Below are 22,941 nucleotides of genomic sequence, written 5' to 3'. Positions count from 1 at the left end.
CGCCCGGCACCGGCTGCTCCGCAACAGCGGCTGGACCGTCCTCCGGGCCCGGCACGGCGACTCCCTCCCGGCCCTCTGGGCCACCCTCGCCCGGCCCGCCGCCGACTACTCCACGCGGCCCCGCACCCCGGAGACGGCAGGCCCGGCGCAGCCCGCAGCGTCCAACGGAGCCGCCGGGGCCAACGGAACCAAGGGGGGCAACGGAGCCAACGGAGCCAAGGGGGCCGACGGAGCCGGCCGGGCCGCAGAGGCCCCCGCCCCGCAGAGGAAGGCGGCCCCAGGGCATGAACTCCCCCTCCCGCTTCCGCGTCGCCGGCCTCGGCTTCCTCGCCACCGCCCTCTCCACCCTCTGCTTCACCCCCCTGGTCCACCCGGCCGCCTGGTACGTCGAGGCGCTGCTGATGCTCGCCGCCGCCGTGCTCCTCGGCGGCGGCCTGCGCCGGCTCGGCCTGCCGCGCCCCGCGACCGTGCTGGCCCAACTGCTGCTCGCGCTGCTGCTGGTGACCGCCTCCGCCGCCTCCAGCCAGGCCGTCGCCGGGATACTGCCCGGCCCCGCCGCCCTCGCCCAGCTGGCCGACCTGGTCCGCGGCGGGCTCACCGACGTCACCCAGTACTCCTCTCCGGCCCCGGCCACCCCCGGGCTGACCCTGATCCTGGTCCTCACCGTGCTGGTGGTCGGCGTCGCGGTCGACGCGCTGGCCGCCACCTGCGGCTGGGCCGCCCTCGCCGGGCTGCCGCTGCTCGCCGTCTTCTCCGTGGGCACGGGGATGCACCCCCACGACACCTCGTGGTTCTGGTTCCTCCTCTCCGCCTTCGGCTTCCTCGCCCTCCTCCTCGCCGAGGGCAACGACCGGCTCTCCCGCTGGGGCCGGGTCTTCCGCGGCACCCCCTCCGCGCTGGCCTCCTCCCCCTACGGCTCGGGCGCCCGGCCGCTCTCCCGGACCGGGCAGCGGGTGGCCCTGCTGGCGCTCGTCGCCGCGCTGATCACCCCGGCCCTGCTGCCGGCCACCGGACGCGGCCTGATCGACGCCACCGGCACCGGCGGAGCGGTGATCAACACCGTCGACCCGCTGGCCTCCCTCCAGCAGAGCCTCAACGACAACACCGACACCCCGCTGATGCGCTACCGCACCACCGACCCCGACGCCGGCGACCTGTACCTGCGCATCGTCGATCTGGACAGCTTCGACGGCACCTCCTGGCAGGCCTCCACCCAGGCCGCCGTGGACGTCCCCAAGCGGCTGCCCGCCCCGGAGGGCCTCTCCCCCGAGACCCAGACCACGACCGTCCGCACCCAGGTCACCGCCGACGGGAACTTCGCCGAGAGCTGGCTGCCGATGCCGTACCCGGCGGTCCAGGTCAACGCCTCGGGCAGCTGGCAGTACGAGCCGGGCGGGCGCAACCTGGTCGGCTCCGAGGGGCAGACCACCCGCGGCCTCACCTACTCGGTGACCAGCGACGCCGTCCACCCCACCGCGGAGCAGCTGCGCAACGCGGGCCCGGCGCCGACCAGCATCCGCCGGCACTTCCTCGCGCTGCCCCCCGACCTGCCGTCGATCGTCGCCCAGGACGCCCGCGCCGTCACCAGGAACGCGCCCACCGCGTACGACAAGGCGGTGGCCCTGCAGACCTGGTTCGCCGACTCCGGGGAGTTCACCTACAACACCCGGGTGCGCTCCTCCACCGGGGTGCCGGCGATCGTCCAGTTCCTCCGCTCCAAGCAGGGCTTCTGCGTCCACTTCGCGGCCACCATGGCGGCGATGGCCCGCTCGCTGGGCATCCCCGCGCGGGTCGCGGTCGGCTTCACCTCCGGCACCCAGCAGGGCGACGGCAGCTGGGTGGTCGGCAGCAAGGACGCCCACGCCTGGCCCGAGCTGTACTTCTCCGGCGCCGGCTGGCTGCGCTTCGAACCGACGCCGTCCCGCGGGATCAGCCCCTCGTACACCATCTCCTCGCCGACCGGGAGCGGGGCCGGGGGCGGGGTCAGCGGCAGCGTCCCGACCAGCGAGCCCAGCGCCGGGACCCGGCCGTCCAGCGCCTGCCCGCCGCACCACCCGCTGGCCGACTGCGTCAACTCCGGCCCGCAGACGCCGATCACCGTCAGCACGCCCGAACGGGGCCCGTCCTCACTGGCGCTGGCCTGGATCGCGGTGGGCGGCGCGGTCCTGCTGCTGCTCGCGCTGCCCGCGCTGCTGCGTGCCGGCCGCCGGGCCCGCCGGCTGAGGCGGCGTCAGCCGCCGGAGGCCTGGCGGGAGATCCTCGACTCCGCCTGGGACCTCGGCAGCGGCGGGCCACCGGACCCCGCGGAGACCCCGCGGGCGGCCGCCCGCCGGCTCCCCCTGCCGCCCGGCCCCGGCCGCGAGGCGGCGGACCGGGTCGCCCGCGCGACGGAACGCGCCCTGTGGTCCCCGGAGCCGCCGCCTCCCCCGGCGTCCCTCCGCGCCGACGTCCACACCGCCCTGGCGGCCCTCCGCGCCCCGCGCCCCGCGCGGCCCGCGTCCGCGCGGCGGTGGCCCCCGCTCCCTGCTGCCACCCCGCAGATAGCGCCCCAGGCGCGGCCCCTGCGGCGCAGGCGGGGCCCGGGGCCCGGGGCGGGGAGCCCCGGAGGAACGCGAAAGCGCGGGCCTGGGCGGAGACGGAAAAGCCCACCCACCCGGGAGGGCGGGTGGGCGGGCCGGAGAACGAGGAGGAGGTCTGGCGGCTCAGAAGCCGGTCTGCTGGTCCCGGCGACGCTGCCAGCGCGCCTCCATCCGGTCGACGAACCCCCCGCTCTTCACCGGCTTGGCACGCTTCTTCGCCGCGACCGGCCGCCCGGTCCGCGGATCGACCACCTTCAACCGCGGCTTCCGCCAACTCGCCACCGCGAACACCGCACAGGCCAGCATCACCAGGAATCCCAGCACGCTCAGCCACAGCATGTGGGCCACAAGCCCGCCCATCAGCAGCGCGACCCCGACCAGGAACCCCGCCGCGGACTGGTAGATCCGCCGACGAGCATGCGTACGCGACGCTGTGCCCTCAAGCGCCGACGCGAACTTGGGGTCTTCGGCGTACAGCGCTCGCTCCATCTGTTCGAGCAGTCGCTGCTCGTGATCCGAGAGCGGCACGGAGTCCTCCTACTCAGTCGGTCGCCAGGCGACCGCCTCACCGCCTCCGTCCCGGCGACGCAGGGGGTCCCCCCGCGCCGTCAAGGCCCGGGGGAAGGTGGTCCTCTCAGGATAGGTAGGGAGTCGCCTCCGGGAAACCCACCCTTGGCACACGCCCCGCCGCTCGATCCGGAGAGCCTCTCCCCCGGATCTCACAGAGAACCGTATGCCCCGCGCGCTTCCCGACCATGCGCCGGTCACGCGCCATGAGAGCGCCATGAGAGCCTGCGGAGCCCTCACTCAGATCATACGGTCGAAGGGCCCTCCGCGGGGGGCTCGCGGCCATCGTCCGGGGTCGGACAGCGGAGCCCCCGCCGGAGCCCCCTCGAAGCCCCCTCGAAGGCCCCGGAGCGGTCCGCGGCGGCGGGTCAGCCCAGCGTGGCGAGAAGGTGCAACTGGGTGGCGATGGCGTGGAAGGCGGCCCGTCCGGCCGCCGACTGCTCCAGCTTGAGGAGGGCGTCCAGCGCCCCCGGCTCGGTGTCCACCAGGACACCCGGCACGAGGTCCGCGAAGATCCGCACGCCGTGCACGGAGTCCACCCGCAGCCCGGCGCCGTCGGCGAGGGCGACCAGCTCGTCCTCGGTGAACCGGCGGGGCATCGGGTCCCCCTCGCCCCAGCGCCCGTCGGCGTCCTCCAGCGCGTGCTGGGCCTCGGCGAAGTGGCCGGCGATGGCCCGGGCCAGGGCGGCCCCGTTGCGGTTGGAGGCAAGGAGGCTGAGCGCGCCGCCCTTGCGCAGCACGGCGGTGATCCGGGCGACGGCGTCCGCCGGGTCGTCCACGTACTCCAGCACCCCGTGGCAGAGGACCGCGTCCACGCTCTCCGGCTGGACCAGGTCGCCGATCGTCTGGGCGTCCCCCTGCACGGCGTTGACCAGGTCGGTGACGCCGGCCTCGGCGGCTCGGCGCTCCAGCGCGAAGAGGGCGTCCGGGCTGGGGTCGACGACGGTCACCCGGTGGCCCAGCTTGGCGACCGGCACGGCGAAGTTGCCGGTGCCGCCGCCGGTGTCGAGGACGTCCAGAGCGGTACGGCCGGTCTGCTGGGCGCGGCGCTCCAGCGCCTCGCGCAGCACCTCCCAGACCACGGCGGTCCGAAGTGAACTGCGGGGACGCGTCGGGTACACGACAGAACTCCTCGACGGGGGTGGTTTTCCGAGCGCGACCAGCTTACGAGTCGGCGGCGGCCCCGGCGGCCACCGATGCGCCCGGCACCGCCGCCCGCCGTCCGCGCGAGGTGCGCGCCCCCGGCGGCCGGCCCCGGCCCCGCGCGGATCAGCCGGTGCGGGGGACCTCCGGGGGCTCCTCGGGCTCGTCGAACAGCTGGGCCGGCGGGGCGACCTGCGGCCGCAGCGACAGCAGGCGCTGGACGATGCGCAGGTAGAGCGCTGTGTTGCGGATGAGGTCGTCCGCGTCCCGCATGGTCGCCGCGGACTCGATGCCCGCCTCCGCCGCGGCCCGCTTCCCCGCGCCGGCCGCGTAGTACGCGGACCACTCGGCCAGCTCGGGGGCGACCTCCGGCAGGACGTCCCAGGCGCTGCGGATCCGCCGCCGCCCCCGGGCGTCCGTCTTCTCCGGGCGCCCGCGGACGGCGAGCACCGCGGCGGTCGCCCGCAGCGCGGCGAGGTGGGCGATGGCGTACCGCTCCAGCGGCTGCTCCTGGCCGCGGGCCTCGGCGAGGCTGCGCTCGGCCTGGGCCAGCAGGTCGAGGGCGGCGGGCGGGGCCGCCGAGCGGCGCGGCACCGGATGGATGTCTCCGGGCGGTCGCTGCGGCAGGCTCGCGCCACGCGCGCCGCTCGCGGAGTCCTGCGCCTGGAGCGGCAGTTGGAGTACACGTGCCTTCGGCTGGATGGAGACGGTCATCGTGCGTTCCCTCCCGTTCGGCTGGTGGAGTCGTGGGCGGCGGCCACCGGCGGTCAGTCGGCTGCCCGGCTGAGGGTCCAGCGCCGGCCGGCGCGGTCGAGGCTGAGCTCGTACACCCCCGGCGCGTAGCAGCGGCCGCGGCTGGCCTCGACCCGCCAGACCTCGCGCTCCGCCGCGTCCAGCGGCGCGGGCGCGGCCTGAGCCGGCGCGTCCCACCAGGCGCCCCCCTCGCGCCAGTGCCCCAGCACCTCGCGGACCGCGTAGACGCGGTCCCGCCAGAGGAAGTGGGTGGGCCGGCCGCCGGGGCCGCCCTCGCCGCGGACCTCGACCGGGTCGGCTTGCCGTCGGGCCATGGTCTCGTCCTCCTTCCAGTCGTTCGAACCAATGTTCGAACATCGCCAGGGTAACCCGTGAGTCGCCCACGACGCCATGGTGAACGGGACCACTGACAATCCAGCCTTCTCGACTCCTCTCAGGCCTCCGACCAGGCCGAAGAGCGGGGAGCCGGTTCGCCCACGGTCAGCCGCGGCAGGAAGAACTGCACCAGCGGGCCGATCGAGAGGGCGTATGCGACCGTGCCGACGCCGAAGCTCCCGCCGAGGGCGACGCCGGTGAGCAGCACGCTGATCTCGATCGCCGTACGGATCAGCCGCACCGAGCGGCCGGTGCGCGCGCAGATGCCGGTCATCAGCCCGTCCCGCGGCCCCGGCCCGAGCCGGGCGCCGATGTAGGCCCCGCCGGCCAGGCCGTTCAGCACGATCGCGGCCACCATCAGCAGGATCCGCGGAGCCAGCGCGTGGACGGCCGGCAGGACGTCGAGCCCGGCGTCCACCGAGAGGCCGATCACCACCACGTTGCTCACCGTCCCGAGGCCCGGCTTCTGCCGGAGGGGTATCCACAGCAGCAGCACCACCGCCCCGACGATCATGGTCACGGTGCCGAAGGAGACGCCGATCAGGGAGTTCAGCCCCTGGTGGAACACGTCCCAGGGGTCCAGCCCCAGGTCGGCCCTGATCATCAGGGCCATGCTGAATCCGTAGAGGGCGAGTCCGAGGTAGAGCTGGACGAGTCGGCGGAGCACGGTGTTTCCTTCCCCCTTGAAGAGGTTGAGCGGTCCAATACGATGATGTTCATCGGAAGCGGACCCGTTTTCCATGGCCAATCGGAGAGAGGTGGACTGCCATGCCGATGCCGATGCCGACCACGGCGGTGGCCGCCGGCAGCCTGGCGCGGCTGCTCGGGGACGGCTGGCAGGAGCGGCAGACGGGGGCCGGCCCCGGCGGCAGCGCGTACCGCGCCCTCGCGGAGGGGGTGCGCACCCTCGTCGGGGACGGCCGGGTGGCCGTCGGCAGCCGGCTGCCCGCCGAGCGCGAGCTCGCCACCGCCCTCGGGGTGAGCCGCACCACCATCGCGGCGGCCTATCAACTCCTGCGGGAGGAGGGCTTCCTGACCAGCCGCCGCGGCTCCGGCAGCTATGTCGCGCTGCCCGAGGGGCGGCCGATGCCGTCCGCCGGTCTGAGCCCCTTCCCCACCGACGGCGGCGGGGTGATCGATCTCGGGGTGGCCGCGATGTCCGCGCCCGAGCCCTGGCTCTCGGCGGCGATGACCGAGGCGGTCGCGGAGCTCCCCGCCTACACCCGCACCCACGGCGACTTCCCGGCCGGGCTGCGGGTGCTGCGGGAGGCCGTGGCCGCCCGGTACGAGCAGCGCGGACTGCCCACCTCCGCCGAGGAGATCATGATCACCAGCGGCGCGGCGGGGGCGCTCAACCTCCTCTTCCGCCAGCTGCTGAGGCCGGGCGAGAGGGTCGCCGTGGACTCCCCCAGCTACGCCAACGCGCTGCAGGCGCTGCGCTTCAACGGCGCCCGGCCGCTGCCGGTGCCGCTGGCGCCGGAGGGGGAGGACGGCGGCTGGTCGATCCGCTCCTGGTCCGACGCCCTGCGCGCGGCCGCCCCCCAACTGGCGTACGTCATCCCGGACTTCCACAACCCGACCGGGCTGCTGATGCCGGCCGGCCTGCGCCGCGAGCTGGTCCGGCTGGCCCGCTCGACCGGGACCGTCCTGCTGGCCGACGAGACGATGGCGGAGTACCCGCTGGAGGCGGACGGGGACGGGCCGCCCCCGCTGCCGCTGGCCGCGTACGACCCGGGCGGGTCGACGGTGATCACGGTGGGCTCGGCCGGCAAGACGTTCTGGGGCGGCCTGCGGATCGGCTGGATCCGGGCCGCTCCCGACCTGGTGCGCCGGCTCGCCGCGGACCGGGCCAGCGCCGACGTCTCCTCACCGGTGGTGGAGCAGCTGGCGGTGGCCCGGCTGCTGGGCGAGCCGCTGCCGGCGGTCCTCCGCCACCAGCGGGAGCGGGTGCGGAGGCAGCGGGACGCCCTGGTCGCGGCGGTCCGGCGGGAGCTGCCCGGCTGGACCTTCCGGGTGCCGGAGGGCGGGCTGTGCCTGTGGGTGCGCACCGAGGACGGGGAGTCGGGATCGGCACTGGCCGCAGACGCCGCCCGGTACGGGCTGTGGCTGGCGGCGGGGCCGCGGTTCGGCGTGGACGGGACCCTGGAGCGCTTCCTGCGGCTGCCGTTCACCCAGCCGGAGGCGGTCGCCGAGGAGGCCGTCCGCCGCCTGGCGCGGGCCCGCGGCGCGGGCGGCGGGGGCGGCGCGGAGGCGCCGGGAGCGCCGGTACGCGAGCCGCTGGTGATCTGACGCGCGGCCCCCCGGTTCCGTGGCACCCCACGGAACCCCACCGGAGGCGAGGGGCGCTCGCTCCGCCGCCCCGTGTCGGCGGTGCGAACGCCCCCGTCCTTCCCGGTGGTTCCTACTCTGCAGTAGAAACAGGCCCGGAGACATCCGCGCGGCTACTCATTCGCCCAGGTGGACGCAGTAGGTAGGGGAACCCGGGGTGTACCCGGCGGGCGGCGGCCGCCCCGGACGCGGCGGGCGCGAACGCCGAAGGGGCGGCCACCGGTTGGAGACCGTCCCTCCCGCGGTCTCCAACCGGTGGCCGCCCCCTGCGGCGTGCCCCCGTGTTCCCCGTGCTTCCCCCGCTTCCCCCCTGGAGAGCGGCCCCCGGGCCCCGTCGCGAAGCCCCCGTGGCCTCCCCCGTGGATCCCCCGTGCCTCTTCGCCCCGGGGAGCCGCTCTCCGTTGACCGATACTCTGCCGCTCGCCGAGCACTGTCGGTACCCGCACACATACTCAATCGTGACCGGCGACCGCCTGAGTACCCGTACTCAGCGGACCCCGCTCCGCATCGTCCACAGGCCCCGGCGCGATGATGGTCGCGGGACGAGTGCGCGTGCCGAGAGCCGAGAGCCGCCGACCACGGCAGAGAGGGGCTTCACCGACCATGGCGAAACCGACATCCCGCGACCGCCCCCTGCGCGCCGACGCCCGGCGCAACAACGAACGGCTGCTCGCCGAGGCCAGGTCCGCCTTCGGCGAGCACGGCGCGGGCGCCTCGCTGGACGACATCGCCCGCCGGGCCGGCGTCGGTCCCGGCACCCTCTACCGCCACTTCCCCACCCGGCAGGCGCTCCTCCAGGCGGTGACCAGGGAGTGGCTCGCCGAGCTGCGGGCCGAGTCCGACCGGCTGCTGGCCGAGCCGCCCGGGCAGGCGATGGACGACTGGATGCGCGTACTGGTCCGGTACATCAACACCTACCGCGGCCTCTCCTCGGCGCTGATCGCGGCCTTCTCCGACGAGCAGTCCGAACTGCGCCCGTCCTGCGAGGAGATCCACCAGATCGCCGTCTCGGTGATCCGCCGCGCTCAGGCCGCAGGAACGGTTCGGCACGACATCGCGGCCCGCGACGTCCTCCGCCTCCTCAGCGGCATCGCCTACGTCAACGACCAGGCCGGCGGCGCCGAGGCGGACGCGGACCGGCTCCTCCGGCTGCTCACCGAGGGACTGCGGCCACGTGCGTCCGCCCCCGCGGGCGGCGGCCGGGTGCTGCCGCACCGGCGGGGGGCGACCGCATAGGATCGTCGGCCGGCCGGGGCTGCTCCGCCCGCGGCCGGGAAAGGGAGCGTGATGGGACGCATCGTCGTCATCGGGGCCGGGATCTCCGGTCTCGCCGCCGCCGCCCGGCTCGCCCGGCGCCGGCACGAGGTGGTGGTCTGCGAGTCCGCTCCCGCGCACGGCGGCCAGCTCGGCCGGTACCGGCGGGACGGCTTCGCCTTCGACACCGGCCCGACGCTGATGACCTTGCCCGCGGTCTACCGCGACCTCTACCTCAAGTCGGGGAAGGACCGACTGGAGGACAACCTCGGACTGCGCCCGGTCTCCCCCGGCAGCCACCACGTCCTGCCCGACGGCACCCGGTTCGACCTGGCCAACGCCTCCCGGGCGGGGGTGGTCGCGGCCCTGGAGTCCGCGCTCGGCCCCGGCGCGGGCGAGCGCTGGGCGGCGTTCCTGGACCGCGGCCGGGCGGTCTGGGAGGCCACCAGGCGTCCGCTGCTGGAGGAGCCGCTGCCGGCCGATCCGCGGCCGCTGCACACCGACCCGTACCCGGCGGTGCGGCGCCGCCTCCGCGCGCCGGCCAGGACCGTCGCCGGGATCGGCGCGCGCGAGCTGCGCCACCCCGGTCTCGCCGCGCTGCTGGACGAGTACGCCGTCCGCTTCGGCCTCGATCCGCGCACCGCCCCGGCCTCGCTCGCCGTGCTCCCGTACATGGAGCAGACCTTCGGCGTCTGGTACCTGGCCGACGGGGGGATGCGGAGCCTCGCCGACGATCTGCTGGCCCGCTGCCGGAAGCTGGGCGTGGAGTTCCGGTTCGGCACCCGGGTCGAGGAGACGGCGGTGGAGTCCGGCCGGGCGGCCGGGGTGCGCACCGCCGGCGGGGAGCTGATCGAGGCGGACGCGGTACTGGACTCCTCCCCGCCACCGGCACCGCCCGCCGCCCCCTCCGGCCCGGTGCCCGCCACCGGGCGGTTCACCGTGCTGCTGGCGCTGCGCGGGGCGCGCCCCGAGGGGACGCCCGAGCGGACCGTGCTCCACGCCGCCGATCCGGAGGAGGAGCGCGAGGCCCTCTTCGGGCCGGAGCCCCGGCCCTGCCCCCGGCCCACCCTCCAGCTGCTGCGCCCGGACGACGCCTCGCTCGCGCCCGAGGGCCACGAGGCCGCCTCGCTGACGGTCACCGTCCCCGCCCAGGGGCGGGTCGACTGGGCCGGGGACCCGGCCACCGCCGAGAGGTACGCGGACGCGCTGCTCGCCCGGGCCGCCGACGCCCTCGGCCCCGAACTCGGCCTCGGCGAGCGGCTGCTGTGGCGGGTCGTCCGCACCCCGGCCGACCTGGAGCGGGAGACCGGGGCGCCGGGCGGCGCGCTGCCGCCCCCGGCCCTGGCCGGGGCCTCGGGCGCGCTGCTGGCGGCGCCGAACGGGGACCCGGCGGTGCCCGGCCGGTACCGGATCGGCGGCTGGGCGCATCCGGGCGGCGGACTGCCCCGGGCCGGGATGTCCGCGGCGCTGGCGGCTGAGCTGGTGGAGCGTCAGCTCTCCGGGGCGTAGTAGCCCTCGGCGGCCGGCTGCTGGTGGGACTGCGGCTGCGGCTGGTAGGGCTGGTACTGGCCGTACTCGTCGACGTAGTAGCCCTGCTCGGCGTACTGCTGCTGGTACTGCGCGTACTGCTGCTGCTCCGGGGTGTACGGGTAGTCGTGGGCGTACTGCTGCTGGTACTGCGCGTACTGCTGCTGGTCGTAGGCCGCCTGGTCGTACTGCGGCTGCTCGTAGGGCTGCTGCTGGTACGGCTGCTGGTAGCCCTCGGCGGCGTACTGCTCGCGGACCTGCTGGGCGGCGAGGCCGGTGTAGACGCCGTAGTTGTCGCTGTCCTCGGGCAGCGGCTCCATGGAGTAGACCGGCGTGGCGCCGTCCGGCTGCTGGTAGCCGCCGAGGTCGTAGACCGGCTGGGCGTAGTCGGGCTGCTGCTCGTAGAGCGGCGGCGGCTGCTCGTGCGGGTATCCGGGCACCAGCGGCGGGAGCGGCTCGGCGAGGGCGGCCGGCTCCAGCGGCTCGCTCGACTCCACCGGCTCGACCGGCTCCACCGGGCCGACCTCGCCGACCGGGCGGTCCTCCGCCGGGTGCGGCCCGTCCTCGAAGTCCTCGGCGGGGTACGGGCGGCGGAGCGCCCAGTACCTGCCCTCCGCGCCGGGGAGCTTGTGCATCCGGCCGACCATCAGCTGCCCGGCGCCGAAGGCGGCCACCCCGGCCACGATCACCGGCACGTTCCGCAGGTACACCCCGCCGGCCACGCCGAGGAATCCGGCCAGGGCCAGCAACCGCCAGTGGAGTGGTGCCCGGTGCTGCAGCAGCACCTCGGCGAGCAGCCAGGCCGCGACCACCGCGAAGGCGGCGTAGAGAACCGCGAATCCCAGGTTCATCGGGGCCTCCGGGGGACAGCCGGGCAGGGGTGGAGGGGGTGGTCCGCGTGATGCGGTGGGGGTCACCCTAGTCCCTCGGCCTGTCCGGTCACCCCCTTGTCACCCGGCGCGGTGAAGGCCCAGGTTCTGGTAGATCTCCGAGGTGACGGTGGAGAAGTTCATCGTCATGAAGTGCAGCCCGGGGACGCCCTCGTCGAGCAGGGTCCGGCACATCCGGGTCGCCCAGTCGATGCCGATGGCGCGGACCGCCTTCCTGTCGTCCGCGTGGGCCAGCAGCGCCTCGCTGAGCTCGGCCGGGATCTCGGCGGTGGAGAGGGTCGGCAGCCGGTCCAGCATCCGCACCGTGGTGACCGGCATGATCTCCGGGATGATCGGGACGTCGCAGCCGACCGCGGCGACCCGGTCGCGGAAGCGGAGGTAGGTCTCGGGCCGGAAGAACATCTGGGTGATGGCGTAGTCGGCGCCGGCCCGGCACTTGTCGACGAAGTGCCGGATGTCGCTCTCCCGGTCGGCGGAGCGCGGGTGCATCTCGGGGAAGGCCGCCACGCCGACGCTGAAGTCGCCCGACTCCTTCACCAGCCGGACGAGTTCGGCGGCGTAGTCGATGCCCTGCGGATGCGAGACCCACGCGCCGAGGGGATCGCCCGGCGGGTCGCCGCGGAGCGCGAGGACGTCGCGGACGCCCTGGTCGGCGTAGTGGCCGATGATGTTCCGCAGCTCGGCCACCGAGTGGTCGACGGCGGTGAGGTGGGCGACCGGGGTGAGGGTGGTCTCGGAGGCGATCCGGCCGGTGACGTTCACCGTGCGGCCGCGGGTGGAGCCGCCGGCGCCGTAGGTCACGGAGACGAAGGTCGGAGCCAGGGCCTCGATCCGGCGGACCGAGTTCCACAGCCGCCGCTCCTCCTCCTCGCTGCGCGGGGGCATGAACTCGAAGGAGTACGTGGGGTTCCCGGCCGCCAGCTGACCGCGGATCGAGACCGTCCGGTCGTTCCTGGTGGTGGGTAGTCCGAGAGCCATGGGGGGAAGGGTATCCGCGATCCCGACGCGGACCGAAACCGAATGTCCACAGGGTGATACGCCGTGTCGCCGACCGGGGGCGCGGGGCGCGTCCGGGCGCGCCGGGGGCGGTCGGTTACGCTGACGCCGTGAGTCCGATCGTCGCCCGTACGCCCGCCGCCCCGGCGGTGGTGGCCGTGGAGCCCGTGGACGACGAGGGCGTGCGGGACCAGGTCGAGACGCTGCTCGCGGAGTTCCTCTCGGGCAAGGTCCGGCTGCTCACCGACATCTCCCCCGAACTCGGGCCCGCGGCGCGGACCGCACAGGAGTTCGTGGTGGGCGGCGGGAAACGGCTGCGGGCGGCCTTCTGCTACTGGGGCTGGCGCGCGGCGGGCGGCGCCCGGCACGCGCCCGCGGCGCTGACCGCGGCGGCCTCGCTGGAGCTGCTGCAGGCGGCGGCGCTGGTCCACGACGACCTGATGGACCGCTCGCCGACTCGGCGCGGGGCCCCGTCCATCCACCGCCGCTTCGCGGAGGAGCACGCGCGGGCCGGGCTCCGCGGCGACTCCGAGCGGTTCGGCGACTCGGCCGCGCTGATCGTCGGCGACCTGCTGCTGGCCTGGTGCGACGAGCTGTTCGCACGCGGCGCGGGCTGCGGCGACGTCAGCGGAAGCGGCATCAGCGGAAGCGGCGTCAGCAGCGCCAGGGACTACTTCGACGTGCTGCGCACCGAGGTGATGGCCGGACAGCTGCTGGAGACCGTCGGCACCGCCGCGCGGTCCGGGGCGCGCGGGCAGGAGCGGTTGATCGCCCAGTACAAGTCCGCCCGGTACACCGTCCAGCGGCCGCTGCAGCTGGGTGCCGCACTGGCCGGCGGGTCGCCCGAACTCCTGGCCGCGCTGGGCGAGTTCGGGCTTCCCATCGGGGAGGCCTTCCAGCTGCGGGACGACGTCTCGGACGCCGGGGAGGACGCCAGGGACGGGCGCCCCAGCCTCCTCGCGACGCTGGCCGGCGAGCCGCCGGAGTCCCGCGTCGCCACGCTGCGCGCGGGCGCCCTCGCGGTCCTCACCGCGGCGCCGATCGCCGTGCCGGCGGCGCGGGCGGCGCTGCGGCGGATGGCGCTGGCCGCTACGGCGTAAGCCGCGGGCGCGGCGCAGTCCGGCGCGCCGGTACGGGGTACGGGGTACGGGGTACGGGGTCCGGGGTCCGGATTGCCACCAGATGTCCGTTGCCGGCCGAGGCACCGTAGACGGTTGGGCGCGCAGCTCCCCGCGCCCCTTACCTGCGCCTACGGCGCCGCGCTCGCCGCCTCTGCCCCCTCGGTGGGAACAGGAACCGGATCGGCACGGCGGCGGCCGCCCCGCACGAGGGCGGTGGCCACGCCCAGCACGGCCAGCCCCGCCGACGCGGCGACGATCACGCTGGTGGGGACGTTCCACAGGGCGAGGCCCGAGCCGACCAGGAGGATCGCCAGGACCCCGCGGAGCAGCCGGTTCGGGGCCTTGGCGGAGACCCGGGCCCCGAGGTAGATGCCGGGGATCGCCCCCAGCAGCAGCACCCCGGCCAGCGACAGGCTGGTGTCGCCCGCGACCAGGTGCCCGGCCGCCGCCGCGGCCACCAGCGGGACCGCCTGCACCAGGTCGGTGCCCACCAGCTCGCGCGCCTGGAGCCGGGGATGGGTCAGCATCAGCAGCACGATGATCAGCGTCCCGGCGCCGACCGAGGTGAGTCCCACGATCAGCCCGCCGACCAGGCCGATCAGCAGGGTGGGCACCGGCCGTACCCGCTGCGTCCCGGTGTCCTGAGCGGCCGCGGGGAGCGCGGCGCGGCGGCGGTCCAGCAGTGCCCGCGCCGCCAGCCCGAGTACCGCCAGCAGCAGCGCGCCGCCGATCACGTACTTCAGACGGCTCGTCAGCTCGTCGCCCCGGCCGAGGAGATGCATCGCGAAGGCGCCGGCGAACCCCGCCGGCACGGCGGTCGGCAGCAGCCAGCGGACGAAGTCCCAGCGCACCGTCCCGGCGCGGTGGTGGACCGCGGCGCCGACCGGCTTCATCGCGACCGAGGCCAGCAGGTCGCTGCCGACCGCCGCCGTCGGATCCACTCCGAAGATCATCACCAGCAGCGGCGTCATCAGGGCGCCGCCGCCCATCCCGGTCAGTCCGACCGCGGCTCCGGTGAGCGCTCCGGCGAGGACGAGCGGCCACGAGAAGTCCATGGGCCGGACTATAGCCAGTAAGTCTATAAATTTAGTCAACTTTATGGCCTACGCCGGTCTGCGAGAATCTTCGGGTGCGAGTCACAGCGAAGTCCGATTACGCGCTGCGCGCGCTCATCGAGATGGCCTCGCGCGAGGGCGGGAGCGCGGGCTCCGCCGTCAGCGCCGAGGAGCTCGGGCGTGCGCAGGGGATCCCGCACGGCTTCCTCCAGGCGATCCTCGCCGACCTGCGCAAGGCCGGCATCGTGACCTCCCAGCGGGGCCCCGCCGGGGGCTGGCGGCTGGCCCGCCGGGCGGACGAGGTGTCGGTCGCGGACGTGGCCCGCGCCGTCGACGGTCCGCTCGTCTCGGTGCACGGACTGCGCCCGGAGGCGGTCACCTACAACGAGCACGCCGAGGTGCTCCAGCACGTCTGGATCGCCGCCCGGGACTCCCTCCGCGAGGTGCTGGAGCAGGTCTCCATCGGCCAGCTCGCCGACCGGGCCCTCCCCGAGGAGGTCACCGTGCGCACCGCACGCGAGGAAGCCTGGCAGTCGCACTGACCCCGAGCGAGGCAGAGCCCGTGAGCACGGAGACCGACATCCGCGGCAACCTGGCGGGCTTTCCGCGCCGCGCCCTGGCGGTCCCTCCCGGCGGGCGCTCGGCGGCGGTCTGCCTGTGCGTCATCCCATGCGAGCCGGAGCCCGAGGTCCTGCTGATGCGCCGGGCCGACCGGGGGCGCAACCCGGGGCAGTGGGCGCTGCCCGGCGGGCGGGTCGAGGCCGGGGAGACGGCGGTCGAGGCCGCGCTGCGCGAGCTGGCCGAGGAGGTCGGGCTGGTCTGCCCGGGGTCCTGCGTGGCCGGCCTGCTGGACGACTTCGCCACCGACTCGGGTTTCGTGATCACCCCGGTGGTGGTGCTGGTTCCGGAGCGGGCGCCGGAGCTGCGGCCGAACCACGAGGTCAAGTCGCTGCACCTGGTGCCGCTTTCGGCACTGCTGGCGGACGGCGTGCCGCGGTGGGCGCGGCTGCCGGACGGGACGCGGCTGCTGCAGATGCCGCTGGCCGAGGACATGACCATCCACGCGCCGACGGGCGCGCTGCTCTACCAGTTCCGCGAGGTCGCGCTGCTGGGCCGCCCGACGCGCGTCGCGGGCCTCGCGCAACCGGCGTTCACCCGCCGCTGAGGCGCCCGGATCCGCGCCCCGCGGGGGCGGCGGATCCGGGGCGCGGGAACCGAGCGGCGGCGCTCAGTCGCGTTCGCGTACCAGCGCGGCCAGGCGGGCCGTGGCCGCCGCGGGGTCATCGGCCGCGGTGATCGCCCGGACCACCACCACCCGGCGGGCGCCCGCGTCCAGGACCTGTTCGATGTTCTCGGCGTCGATACCGCCGATGGCGAACCACGGGCGGTCGGTGCCGAGCTTGGCGGCGTAGGAGACCAGGCCGAGCCCCGGCGCCGGGCGCCCCGGCTTGGTCGGGGTGGGCCAGACCGGCCCGGTGCAGAAGTAGTCGACGCCCGGCTCCGCCGCGGCGGCGTCCACCTCCTCCTCCGCGTGGCAGGAGCGGCCGATCAGCACCCCGTCGCCGAGGATGCCGCGGGCCGCCGGGACCGGCAGGTCGTCCTGGCCCAGATGGAGGACGTCCGGCCGGGCCGCCCACGCCACGTCGGCGCGGTCGTTGACGGCGAGCAGCTTGCCGTGCCGGCGGCAGGCCTCGGAGAACAGCCGCAGATGCGCCAGCTCCTCCCTGGCCTCGAGACCCTTGTCGCGCAGTTGGATGATGTCGACTCCGGAGGACAACACCGCGTCCAGGAAGTCGGGCAGGTCGCCCTGCGCGCGGCGGGCGTCCGTGCACAGGTAGAGCCGTGCGTCGGCGAGCGCCGACGCACGCTCCTCACGGGTTTCCACAGTTGTTGACGTCCCCTCAGACCTTGGGCTCAGACCTTCGGCTCGGATCTTCGGACGCTCAGACGGCCATCGCCTGGGCGCGCCGCTTGACCTCCGTGCCGCGGTTCTCGCGCAGCGCGTCGATGGGCGTCCCGGGCAGGGTGTCGTCGGGGGTGAAGAGCCACTCGATGGCCTCCTCCTTGGTGAAGCCCGCGTCCTTCAGCACGGTGAGCGTGCCGACCAGGCCCTTCACCGGCTTTTCGTCCCCGATGAAGGCGGCGGGCACCTGGAGGCTGTTGTTCTCACCCCGTCGGACGGCGAGCAGATCGCCCTCCTTGACCATCTGCCGGACCCGGGTGACTTCCACCCCCCACTTCTCGGAGATGTCCGGCAGGTACATCCAGGAGGGGACCAGGGCGTCGATCTTGGGATCAATCTCACTCACAGGGGACAGCCTACGATCCCGATGCGCCTGGGTCAGCGCCGCACCGCGGACTTCAGCGGAACCGCCGAGTCCGAGGCCGCCACCGGGTCGATCGGGGAGCCCAGGGCGAGCAGCCGCCGGCCCTGGGCGACGTCCCGCGGCCGGTTGACGGCGAGCAACGCCATCGGCACCCCGTCGCTCTCCCGCAGCCAGAGCACCGACCAGCCCTCCGGCCCGTCCGGCTCGCCGCGCTCGACGACCAGGTCGCCGGCCGGGTGGTGGCCGAGGTACTGGATCATCCGGCCGAACTGGTCCGACCAGAAGTACGGCACCGGGTCGTACGCGTCGTCGGCGCCCAGCATGTTGGTGACCACGGTGCGCGGGCCGTTCAGGGCGTTGTCCCAGTGGTGGACGGTGAGCCGGGCGCCGTAGCGGGTGGAGGGGAAGGAGACGCAGTCGCCGACCGCCCACACCCCGGCGTCCTCGACGCCGGGGACGGAGGCCCGCAGCCGGTCGTCGGCCAGCACGGCGCCGTTGTCGTGGAGGGCGACGCCGCTGCCGGCCAGCCAGTCGGTGGCCGGGCGGGCGCCGACGCCGAGGACCACGGCGTCCGCCGGCAGCTCCTCGCCGTCCGCCAGCCGGACCCGGTCGGCGGAGAGCTCCGCCACCCGGCAGCCGGTGCGCAGCTCGACGCCGGCCTCGGCGTACCAGGGGCGGGTGCGCTCCCCGTACTCGGCGGGCAGGGCGCCGGCCAGCGGGCGGTCGGCCGCCTCCAGGACGACCACCTCGCAGTCCGACTTGCGGGCGGCGGTGGCCACCTCGGCGCCGATCCAGCCCGCCCCGACGATCACCACCCGGGCCCCGGGGCGGAGCGCCGAGCGCAGCGCGAGGGCGTCGTCGTGGGTGCGCAGCAGGTGCACCCCGGAGCCCGGGGCGGTGCCGGGCAGCAGGACCGGGGCGGCGCCGGTGGCCAGCACCACGCTGTCGTAGCGGAGGATGCTCTCCTCGCCGTCGCCGCCGGTCACCCGGAGCTCACGGGCGACCGGGTCGAGGCCGGACGCCCTTGTGCCGAGCCGGAGTTCGATCTCCCGGCCGACCGCGTCGAACTCGAAGGCCGAATGCTCGGTGGTGCCCAGCAGCAGATCCTTGGAGAGCGGCGGGCGGTCGTACGGCGGGTGGAGCTCCTCGCCGACCAGGGTGATCGGTCCGCGGTGGCCGTTCTCCCGCAGGCCCAGCGCGATCTGCAGGCCGGCCAGCCCGGCGCCGACCACGACGACCCGCTGTTCAGCGGCCGACGCCCGCTCCGTTCCCGGCGCTTCCGGCATCCCCGGTCCACCCCCACCCTTGCGAAGCGATCACCTGTACGGTGGGGAGGGTATCGCGGGAGCCCGGCGCGCCGGGCTGAGAGGGAGGCGTTCGCGGCCTCCGACCGTCCGAACCTGATCCGGGTCATGCCGGCGAAGGGAGGTTCTGGGAACCCATGGCTGGAAGCGACGCTGACGCGGCCGTCGACGTCCTCGTCGTCGGCGGCGGGATCATCGGCCTGGCCTCGGCCTGGCGGGCGCGCCGGCGCGGCCTCTCGGTGACCGTGCTGGACCCCGATCCGGGGCGCGGCGCCAACCAGGTGGCCGCGGGGATGCTGGCCCCGGTCACCGAGCTGCAGTACGGCGAGGAGCCGCTGCTCAGGCTGGGACTCGAATCCAACGCCCGGTACGCGGAGTTCGCCGCCGAGCTGGCCGAGGCCTCCGGCGGGATGGACCTGGGCTACCGCCGGTGCGGCACCCTCGCCGTCGCGCTGGACGCGGACGACCGCGCCGAGCTGCGCGAGGTCCACGCGTTCCAGCGGCGGCTGGGCCTGGACGCGGAGTGGCTGACCGGCCGCGAATGCCGCCGGCTCGAACCCATGCTGGCGCCGGGGGTCCGCGGCGGGCTGCTCGCCCGGGACGACCACCAGGTGGACGGCCGCCGGCTGGGCGCGGCGCTGACCGCGGCCTGCGAACGGTCGGGGGTGGTGATCGACCGAGCCCGGGCGGCGGAACTGACGTACGCGGACGGCACGGATGGCACGGACGGCGCGGACGGCGCGGATGCCGGCGGCGAGCGCCAGGTGGTCGGCGCGCGCACCGGCGACGGGCGGCTGCTGCGCGCCGGGCAGACCGTGCTGGCCGCCGGTTCGCGCTCCGGCGAGCTCTACGACGGGCTGCCGGTCCGCCCGGTGAAGGGCCAGGTGCTGCGGCTGCGGATGGACGGCCCGTTCGCCGGGTTCCTCGGGCGGAACGTCCGGGCGGTCGTCCGCGGGGTGCACATCTACCTCGTGCCCCGGGAGAACGGCGAGCTGGTGATCGGCGCGACCACCGAGGAGCGCGGCTGGGACACCACCGTCACCGCCGGCGGGGTGTACGAACTGCTGCGCGACGCCCACGAGCTGGTGCCCGGCATCACCGAGCTTCCGCTCGCCGAGACCGGCGCCGGGCTGCGGCCGGGCTCGCCCGACAACGCCCCGATGATCGGGCCGACCGGGGTGCCAGGCCTGGTCGCCGCCACCGGGCACGGGCGCAACGGCGTCCTCCTCACCGCGGTCACCGGCGAGCTGGTCGCCGAACTGCTGGCGACCGGACGGGTGCCGGAGCTCGCCGCCCCCTTCTCCCCCACTCGTTTCCGGCGCCCGGAATCCGCGGAGGTGCGCGCGTCATGATCGTGTCCGTCAACGGCGAGCGGCGGGAGTTCACCGCCGGCACCACCCTGGACCAGGTGGTCGCCGAACTCAGCCGGGCCCCGCGCGGGGTCGCCGCCGCGCTCAACGAGTCCGTGGTCCCGCGCGGCTCGTGGGCGACGGCGACACTCCAGGACGGGGACCGGGTCGAGGTCCTGACGGCGGTTCAGGGCGGCTGAGGAGAACGATTGCCATGGCTGACGATGTCTTCACCCTTGCGGGACGGAGCTTCGGCTCCCGACTGATCATGGGCACCGGCGGGGCGCCGAGCCTTGAGGTACTGGAGCGGGCGCTGATCGCCTCCGGCACCGAGCTGACCACGGTCGCCATGCGGCGGATCGACCCGTCGGCGCGGGGCTCCGTCTTCGAGGTGCTCCAGCGGAACGCGATCGATCCGCTGCCCAACACCGCCGGCTGCTTCACCGCCGGCGAGGCGGTGCTGACCGCGCGGCTCGCGCGGGAGGCGCTCGGCACCGACTGGATCAAGCTGGAGGTCGTCGCCGACGAGCGGACGCTGCTGCCGGACGCCGTCGAGCTGCTGGACGCGGCGGAGACGCTGGTCGACGACGGCTTCACGGTGCTGCCCTACACCAACGACGACCCGGTGCTGGCCCGCCGGCTGGAGGAGGTCGGCTGCGCGGCGGTGATGCCGCTGGGGTCGCCGATCGGGTCGGGGATGGGGATCCGCAACCCGCACAACTTCCAGCTGATCGTGGAGCAGGCGGGGGTGCCGGTGATCCTGGACGCCGGGGCCGGCACGGCGTCCGACGCCGCGCTGGCGATGGAACTGGGGTGCGATGCGGTGATGCTGGCCACCGCGGTGACCCGGGCGCAGGACCCGGTGCTGATGGCCGAGGCGATGCGGCGGGCGGTGGAGGCGGGGCGGTTGGCGCGTCTCGCCGGCCGCGTGCCGAAGCGCTACCACGCGGAGGCGTCCAGCCCGATGGCAGGACGCGCGAGCTTCGACCCCGAGGCACCGGCGTTCTAGTTCTCTGCCCCCGGCCCCGCGAAGTCGCGCAGCGACTTAAGGGGCGCGGGGAACTGCGCGCCGAGGCGACTACGATCCGCAGCCGACAACGGAGTACGGGTTGCAGCCCAGTGGCCACTGCCGGCGCGCAGTTCCCCGCGCCCCCGACGAGCCCTTCGGGCTCACCCGGCCCCGCGAAGTCGCGCAGCGACATAAGGGGCGCGGGGAACTGCGCGGCGAAGCGGCTACGGTCCGCAGCCGGCAACGGAGTACGGGTTGCAGCCCAGTGGCCACTGCCGGCGCGCAGTTCCCCGCGCCCTCGACGAGCCCTTGGGGCTCACCGGGCTCCGGGGGTGCCGCGGAGGGACTTGAGGGTGATGACCGCGGCGGCCGTCACCGCCGTACCGGCGGCGATCGCGAGGACATACAGCAGCGGGCGGCCGATCAGGGGCAGCACCCAGATCCCCCCGTGCGGAGCACGCAGCGTCGCGCCGAACCACATCGAGAGGCCGCCGACGACCATGGAGCCCAGCATCCCCGACGGGATCACCCGCAGCGGATCCGCCGCGGCGAACGGGATCGCGCCCTCGGTGATGAAGGAGGCGCCCAGCACCCACGCGGCCTTCCCGTTCTCCCGCTCCTCCGCGGAGAACAGCCGCCGCCGCACCACGGTCGCCAGCGCCAGCCCCAGCGGCGGCGTCATCCCGGCGGCCATCACCGCCGCCATCACCTTCAGGCTGCCCGCGCCCGGGTCGCTGCCCGCGGTCGTCAGCGCGCCCGCCGCGAAGGTGTAGGCCACCTTGTTGAGCGGGCCGCCCATGTCGAAGGCCATCATCGCGCCCAGCACCACGCCCAGGATGACGGCGTTGCCGCCGGACATCCCGTTCAGCCAGTGGGTGAGGCCGCTCATCGCGGTGGCGATCGGCTGGCCGAGGACCACGAACATCAGGAACCCGATCACCGCCACCGAGATCAGCGGGATCACCACCACCGGCATGATCCCGGCGACGCCCTTGGGCACCTTCCAGCGGACCATCCACCGCACCAGCACCCCGGCCAGCAGACCGGCCACGATGCCGCCGAGGAAGCCCGCCCCAACCGTCACCGACACCGCGCCGCCGACGATGCCGGCGGCCAGCGCCGCCCGGTCGGCGATGGCGTACGCGATGAAGCCGGCCAGGATCGGCACCAGGAAGCCGAAGGCCGCCGATCCGGCCTGGAAGAGGAGGGCGGCCCAACTGCTGCTCGCCGTCCAGTCGAAGTGGCCCACCACCGAGGGCGCGGACTTGATCTGGTACCCGCCGACGGCGAAGCCGAGCGCGATCAGCAGCCCGCCGGCGGCGACGAACGGGATCATGTAGCTGACCCCGGACATCAGGTACTGGCGCAGCCGGGTCGCCCAGTGCGGGGGCGCCTCGACCGGGCGCGGCTCCGGCGCGGGGCGGTCGCCGGCCGCCGGCGCGGACCCCGCCGACTCCCTTGCCCGGGCGATCAGTTCGTCCGGGCGGTTGACCGCCGCCTTGACCCCGACGTCCACCACCGGCTTGCCGGCGAACCGCGCCCGGTCGCGGATCTCCACGTCGTGGGCGAGGACGACGGCGTCCGCGGCGGCGATCACCGCCGGGTCGAGCGGGGTGGACCCCGCCGAGCCCTGGGTCTCCACGGCGATCTCCACCCCGGCCCGGGCGGCGGCCTGCTCCAGCCGTTCGGCGGCCATGTAGGTGTGGGCGATCCCGGTGGGGCAGGAGGTCACCGCGACCAGGCGGAGGGTGGCCGCGGGGGCCGACTGCGCCGCCGGCGCCGCCGCGGGGGCCGGCGCCGCCGCTGCGGCGGTCGGCTCGGCGGCCGGCTCGACTGCCGCCCCTCCGGTCGAGTTGAGGAGGGCCGCCACGGCCGTCGGGTCGGTGGCGGCACGCAGGGCGCGGGTGAAGTCCTCCCGGACCAGGCGGCGGGCCAGCGCGGCCAGGATCTCCAGGTGGGCGTCGTCGGCGCCGGCCGGGGCGGCGATCATGAAGACCAGGTCCGCCGGACGGCCGTCCGGAGCGTCGAAGTCCAGGCCGCCGACACTGCGGCCGAAGGCCAGCGAGGGCTGGGTGACGTGGGCGGAACGGCAGTGCGGGACGCCTATCCCGTCGCCCATGCCGGTGGGCGCCTGCTCCTGGCGCGCGGCTATGTCGGCGAGGAAGCCCTCCAGGTCGGTGACCCGGCCCGCCGCGGCGAGCCGCTGGGCCAGCGCCCGCAGGGCGTCCGGGGTGTCGCCGGGGGCGAGGTAGAGGTCGACCAGTGCCGGGGTGGTGAGGGTGGCGCCCGCGGAGGCGTCCGCGGTTCTGTCGGTGGTTCCCAGATCGCTCATCGTCGAGTGGTCCTTCGCGGGTGGGGTCGGAT

The 22,941-nt window shown here is 75.2% G+C and carries 20 protein-coding genes, 2 pseudogenes and 1 riboswitch; of the genes and pseudogenes, 10 read left to right on the top strand and 12 right to left on the bottom strand.

Annotated features, from left to right (window positions below; all coding sequences use genetic code 11):
- Positions 1 to 284: 284 nt before the first annotated feature.
- Positions 285 to 1,901: pseudogene (locus BS73_RS40020) on the top strand (DUF3488 and transglutaminase-like domain-containing protein); the annotation flags it as partial.
- A 939-nt stretch (positions 1,902 to 2,840) separates the two neighbouring features.
- On the opposite strand, the pseudogene BS73_RS38430 reads toward BS73_RS40020, so the two are convergent.
- The 5 genes and pseudogenes from BS73_RS38430 to yczE form a co-directional block, all read right to left on the bottom strand.
- Positions 2,841 to 3,107, bottom strand: a pseudogene (locus BS73_RS38430) (DUF3040 domain-containing protein); the annotation flags it as partial.
- Positions 3,108 to 3,514: 407 nt separating this feature from the next.
- Complete coding sequence (locus BS73_RS28655) at positions 3,515 to 4,267, bottom strand: methyltransferase domain-containing protein (protein WP_037577314.1); 753 nt, start codon at positions 4,265 to 4,267, stop codon at positions 3,515 to 3,517.
- Positions 4,268 to 4,415: 148 nt separating this feature from the next.
- The gene (locus BS73_RS28650; protein ID WP_051941001.1) at positions 4,416 to 5,003 is read right to left on the bottom strand and encodes an SAV_6107 family HEPN domain-containing protein; all 588 of its coding nucleotides are present in this window, start codon (positions 5,001 to 5,003) and stop codon (positions 4,416 to 4,418) included.
- Positions 5,004 to 5,056: 53 nt separating this feature from the next.
- Entirely contained in the window at positions 5,057 to 5,356 is a 300-nt protein-coding gene (locus tag BS73_RS28645; protein WP_037577311.1) for a DUF6504 family protein, read from the bottom strand.
- Between the two features lie 119 nt (positions 5,357 to 5,475).
- The gene (gene yczE / locus BS73_RS28640) at positions 5,476 to 6,123 is read right to left on the bottom strand and encodes a membrane protein YczE (protein ID WP_235215747.1); all 648 of its coding nucleotides are present in this window, start codon (positions 6,121 to 6,123) and stop codon (positions 5,476 to 5,478) included.
- 68 nt (positions 6,124 to 6,191) lie between these two features.
- On the opposite strand from yczE, the gene yczR reads away from it, so the two are divergent.
- From yczR to BS73_RS28625, 3 genes are all read left to right on the top strand, one after another.
- Positions 6,192 to 7,706, top strand: coding sequence for a MocR-like transcription factor YczR (gene yczR / locus BS73_RS28635; RefSeq protein WP_037581525.1), 1,515 nt, complete (start codon positions 6,192 to 6,194; stop codon positions 7,704 to 7,706).
- Between the two features lie 642 nt (positions 7,707 to 8,348).
- A complete protein-coding gene (locus tag BS73_RS28630) occupies positions 8,349 to 8,981 on the top strand; it encodes a TetR/AcrR family transcriptional regulator (protein ID WP_063837082.1) in 633 nt (210 codons plus the stop codon).
- A 51-nt stretch (positions 8,982 to 9,032) separates the two neighbouring features.
- The gene (locus BS73_RS28625) at positions 9,033 to 10,508 is read left to right on the top strand and encodes a phytoene desaturase family protein (protein WP_037577307.1); all 1,476 of its coding nucleotides are present in this window, start codon (positions 9,033 to 9,035) and stop codon (positions 10,506 to 10,508) included.
- Here BS73_RS28625 and BS73_RS28620 read toward each other — a convergent pair.
- Both BS73_RS28620 and metF read right to left on the bottom strand, forming a co-directional pair.
- Complete coding sequence (locus BS73_RS28620) at positions 10,490 to 11,377, bottom strand: hypothetical protein (protein WP_051940998.1); 888 nt, start codon at positions 11,375 to 11,377, stop codon at positions 10,490 to 10,492. The genes BS73_RS28625 and BS73_RS28620 overlap by 19 nt on opposite strands.
- Before the next feature lie 99 nt (positions 11,378 to 11,476).
- Positions 11,477 to 12,394 (bottom strand): methylenetetrahydrofolate reductase [NAD(P)H], encoded by a 918-nt coding sequence (metF, locus tag BS73_RS28615; RefSeq protein ID WP_037577305.1) that lies wholly within the window; start codon positions 12,392 to 12,394, stop codon positions 11,477 to 11,479.
- 128 nt (positions 12,395 to 12,522) lie between these two features.
- Between metF and BS73_RS28610 the strand changes: the two genes are divergently transcribed.
- The gene (locus BS73_RS28610; RefSeq protein ID WP_051940995.1) at positions 12,523 to 13,512 is read left to right on the top strand and encodes a polyprenyl synthetase family protein; all 990 of its coding nucleotides are present in this window, start codon (positions 12,523 to 12,525) and stop codon (positions 13,510 to 13,512) included.
- Positions 13,513 to 13,661: 149 nt separating this feature from the next.
- On the opposite strand, the gene BS73_RS28605 is transcribed toward BS73_RS28610, so the two are convergent.
- The gene (locus BS73_RS28605) at positions 13,662 to 14,588 is read right to left on the bottom strand and encodes a sulfite exporter TauE/SafE family protein (RefSeq protein WP_051940993.1); all 927 of its coding nucleotides are present in this window, start codon (positions 14,586 to 14,588) and stop codon (positions 13,662 to 13,664) included.
- 74 nt (positions 14,589 to 14,662) lie between these two features.
- Here BS73_RS28605 and BS73_RS28600 point away from each other — a divergent pair, with 74 nt between their 5' ends.
- Together BS73_RS28600 and BS73_RS28595 are read left to right on the top strand one after the other, a co-directional pair.
- Positions 14,663 to 15,130, top strand: a complete 468-nt coding sequence (locus tag BS73_RS28600) for an RrF2 family transcriptional regulator (protein WP_037577303.1) — start codon at positions 14,663 to 14,665, stop codon at positions 15,128 to 15,130.
- Between the two features lie 20 nt (positions 15,131 to 15,150).
- Complete coding sequence (locus BS73_RS28595) at positions 15,151 to 15,753, top strand: NUDIX hydrolase (protein ID WP_037577302.1); 603 nt, start codon at positions 15,151 to 15,153, stop codon at positions 15,751 to 15,753.
- 63 nt (positions 15,754 to 15,816) lie between these two features.
- Here the strand turns inward: BS73_RS28595 and thiE are convergent, their stop codons facing one another.
- The 3 genes from thiE to BS73_RS28580 are packed head-to-tail and all read right to left on the bottom strand — an operon-like array spanning position 15,817 to position 18,201.
- The gene (thiE, locus tag BS73_RS28590) at positions 15,817 to 16,473 is read right to left on the bottom strand and encodes a thiamine phosphate synthase (protein WP_037577301.1); all 657 of its coding nucleotides are present in this window, start codon (positions 16,471 to 16,473) and stop codon (positions 15,817 to 15,819) included.
- Between the two features lie 58 nt (positions 16,474 to 16,531).
- Positions 16,532 to 16,897: an Rv2175c family DNA-binding protein gene (locus BS73_RS28585; RefSeq protein ID WP_037577299.1), complete on the bottom strand. Its 366-nt coding sequence runs from the start codon at positions 16,895 to 16,897 to the stop codon at positions 16,532 to 16,534.
- Between the two features lie 32 nt (positions 16,898 to 16,929).
- On the bottom strand, positions 16,930 to 18,201 hold the full coding sequence (locus tag BS73_RS28580) for an NAD(P)/FAD-dependent oxidoreductase (protein WP_037577297.1): 1,272 nt from the start codon (positions 18,199 to 18,201) through the stop codon (positions 16,930 to 16,932).
- Between the two features lie 45 nt (positions 18,202 to 18,246).
- Positions 18,247 to 18,359: riboswitch (TPP riboswitch) on the top strand.
- On the opposite strand from BS73_RS28580, the gene thiO reads away from it, so the two are divergent.
- The 3 genes from thiO (at position 18,357) to BS73_RS28565 (ending at position 20,577) form a co-directional block, all read left to right on the top strand.
- Positions 18,357 to 19,571: a glycine oxidase ThiO gene (gene thiO / locus BS73_RS28575; RefSeq protein ID WP_037577295.1), complete on the top strand. Its 1,215-nt coding sequence runs from the start codon at positions 18,357 to 18,359 to the stop codon at positions 19,569 to 19,571. It overlaps the preceding riboswitch by 3 nt.
- Positions 19,568 to 19,768: a sulfur carrier protein ThiS gene (thiS, locus tag BS73_RS28570; RefSeq protein WP_037577293.1), complete on the top strand. Its 201-nt coding sequence runs from the start codon at positions 19,568 to 19,570 to the stop codon at positions 19,766 to 19,768. Before thiO ends, thiS begins: the two co-directional genes overlap by 4 nt.
- 14 nt (positions 19,769 to 19,782) lie before the next feature.
- Positions 19,783 to 20,577 (top strand): thiazole synthase, encoded by a 795-nt coding sequence (locus BS73_RS28565; protein ID WP_037577292.1) that lies wholly within the window; start codon positions 19,783 to 19,785, stop codon positions 20,575 to 20,577.
- 316 nt (positions 20,578 to 20,893) lie between these two features.
- Here the strand turns inward: BS73_RS28565 and BS73_RS28560 are convergent, their stop codons facing one another.
- Entirely contained in the window at positions 20,894 to 22,909 is a 2,016-nt protein-coding gene (locus BS73_RS28560) for a PTS fructose transporter subunit IIABC (protein WP_051940990.1), read from the bottom strand.
- Between the last annotated feature and the right edge of the window lie 32 nt (positions 22,910 to 22,941).

Source organism: Phaeacidiphilus oryzae TH49 (genome assembly GCF_000744815.1).
GTDB lineage: Bacteria > Actinomycetota > Actinomycetes > Streptomycetales > Streptomycetaceae > Phaeacidiphilus > Phaeacidiphilus oryzae.
This window is presented reverse-complemented; position numbering and strand designations above follow the sequence as displayed.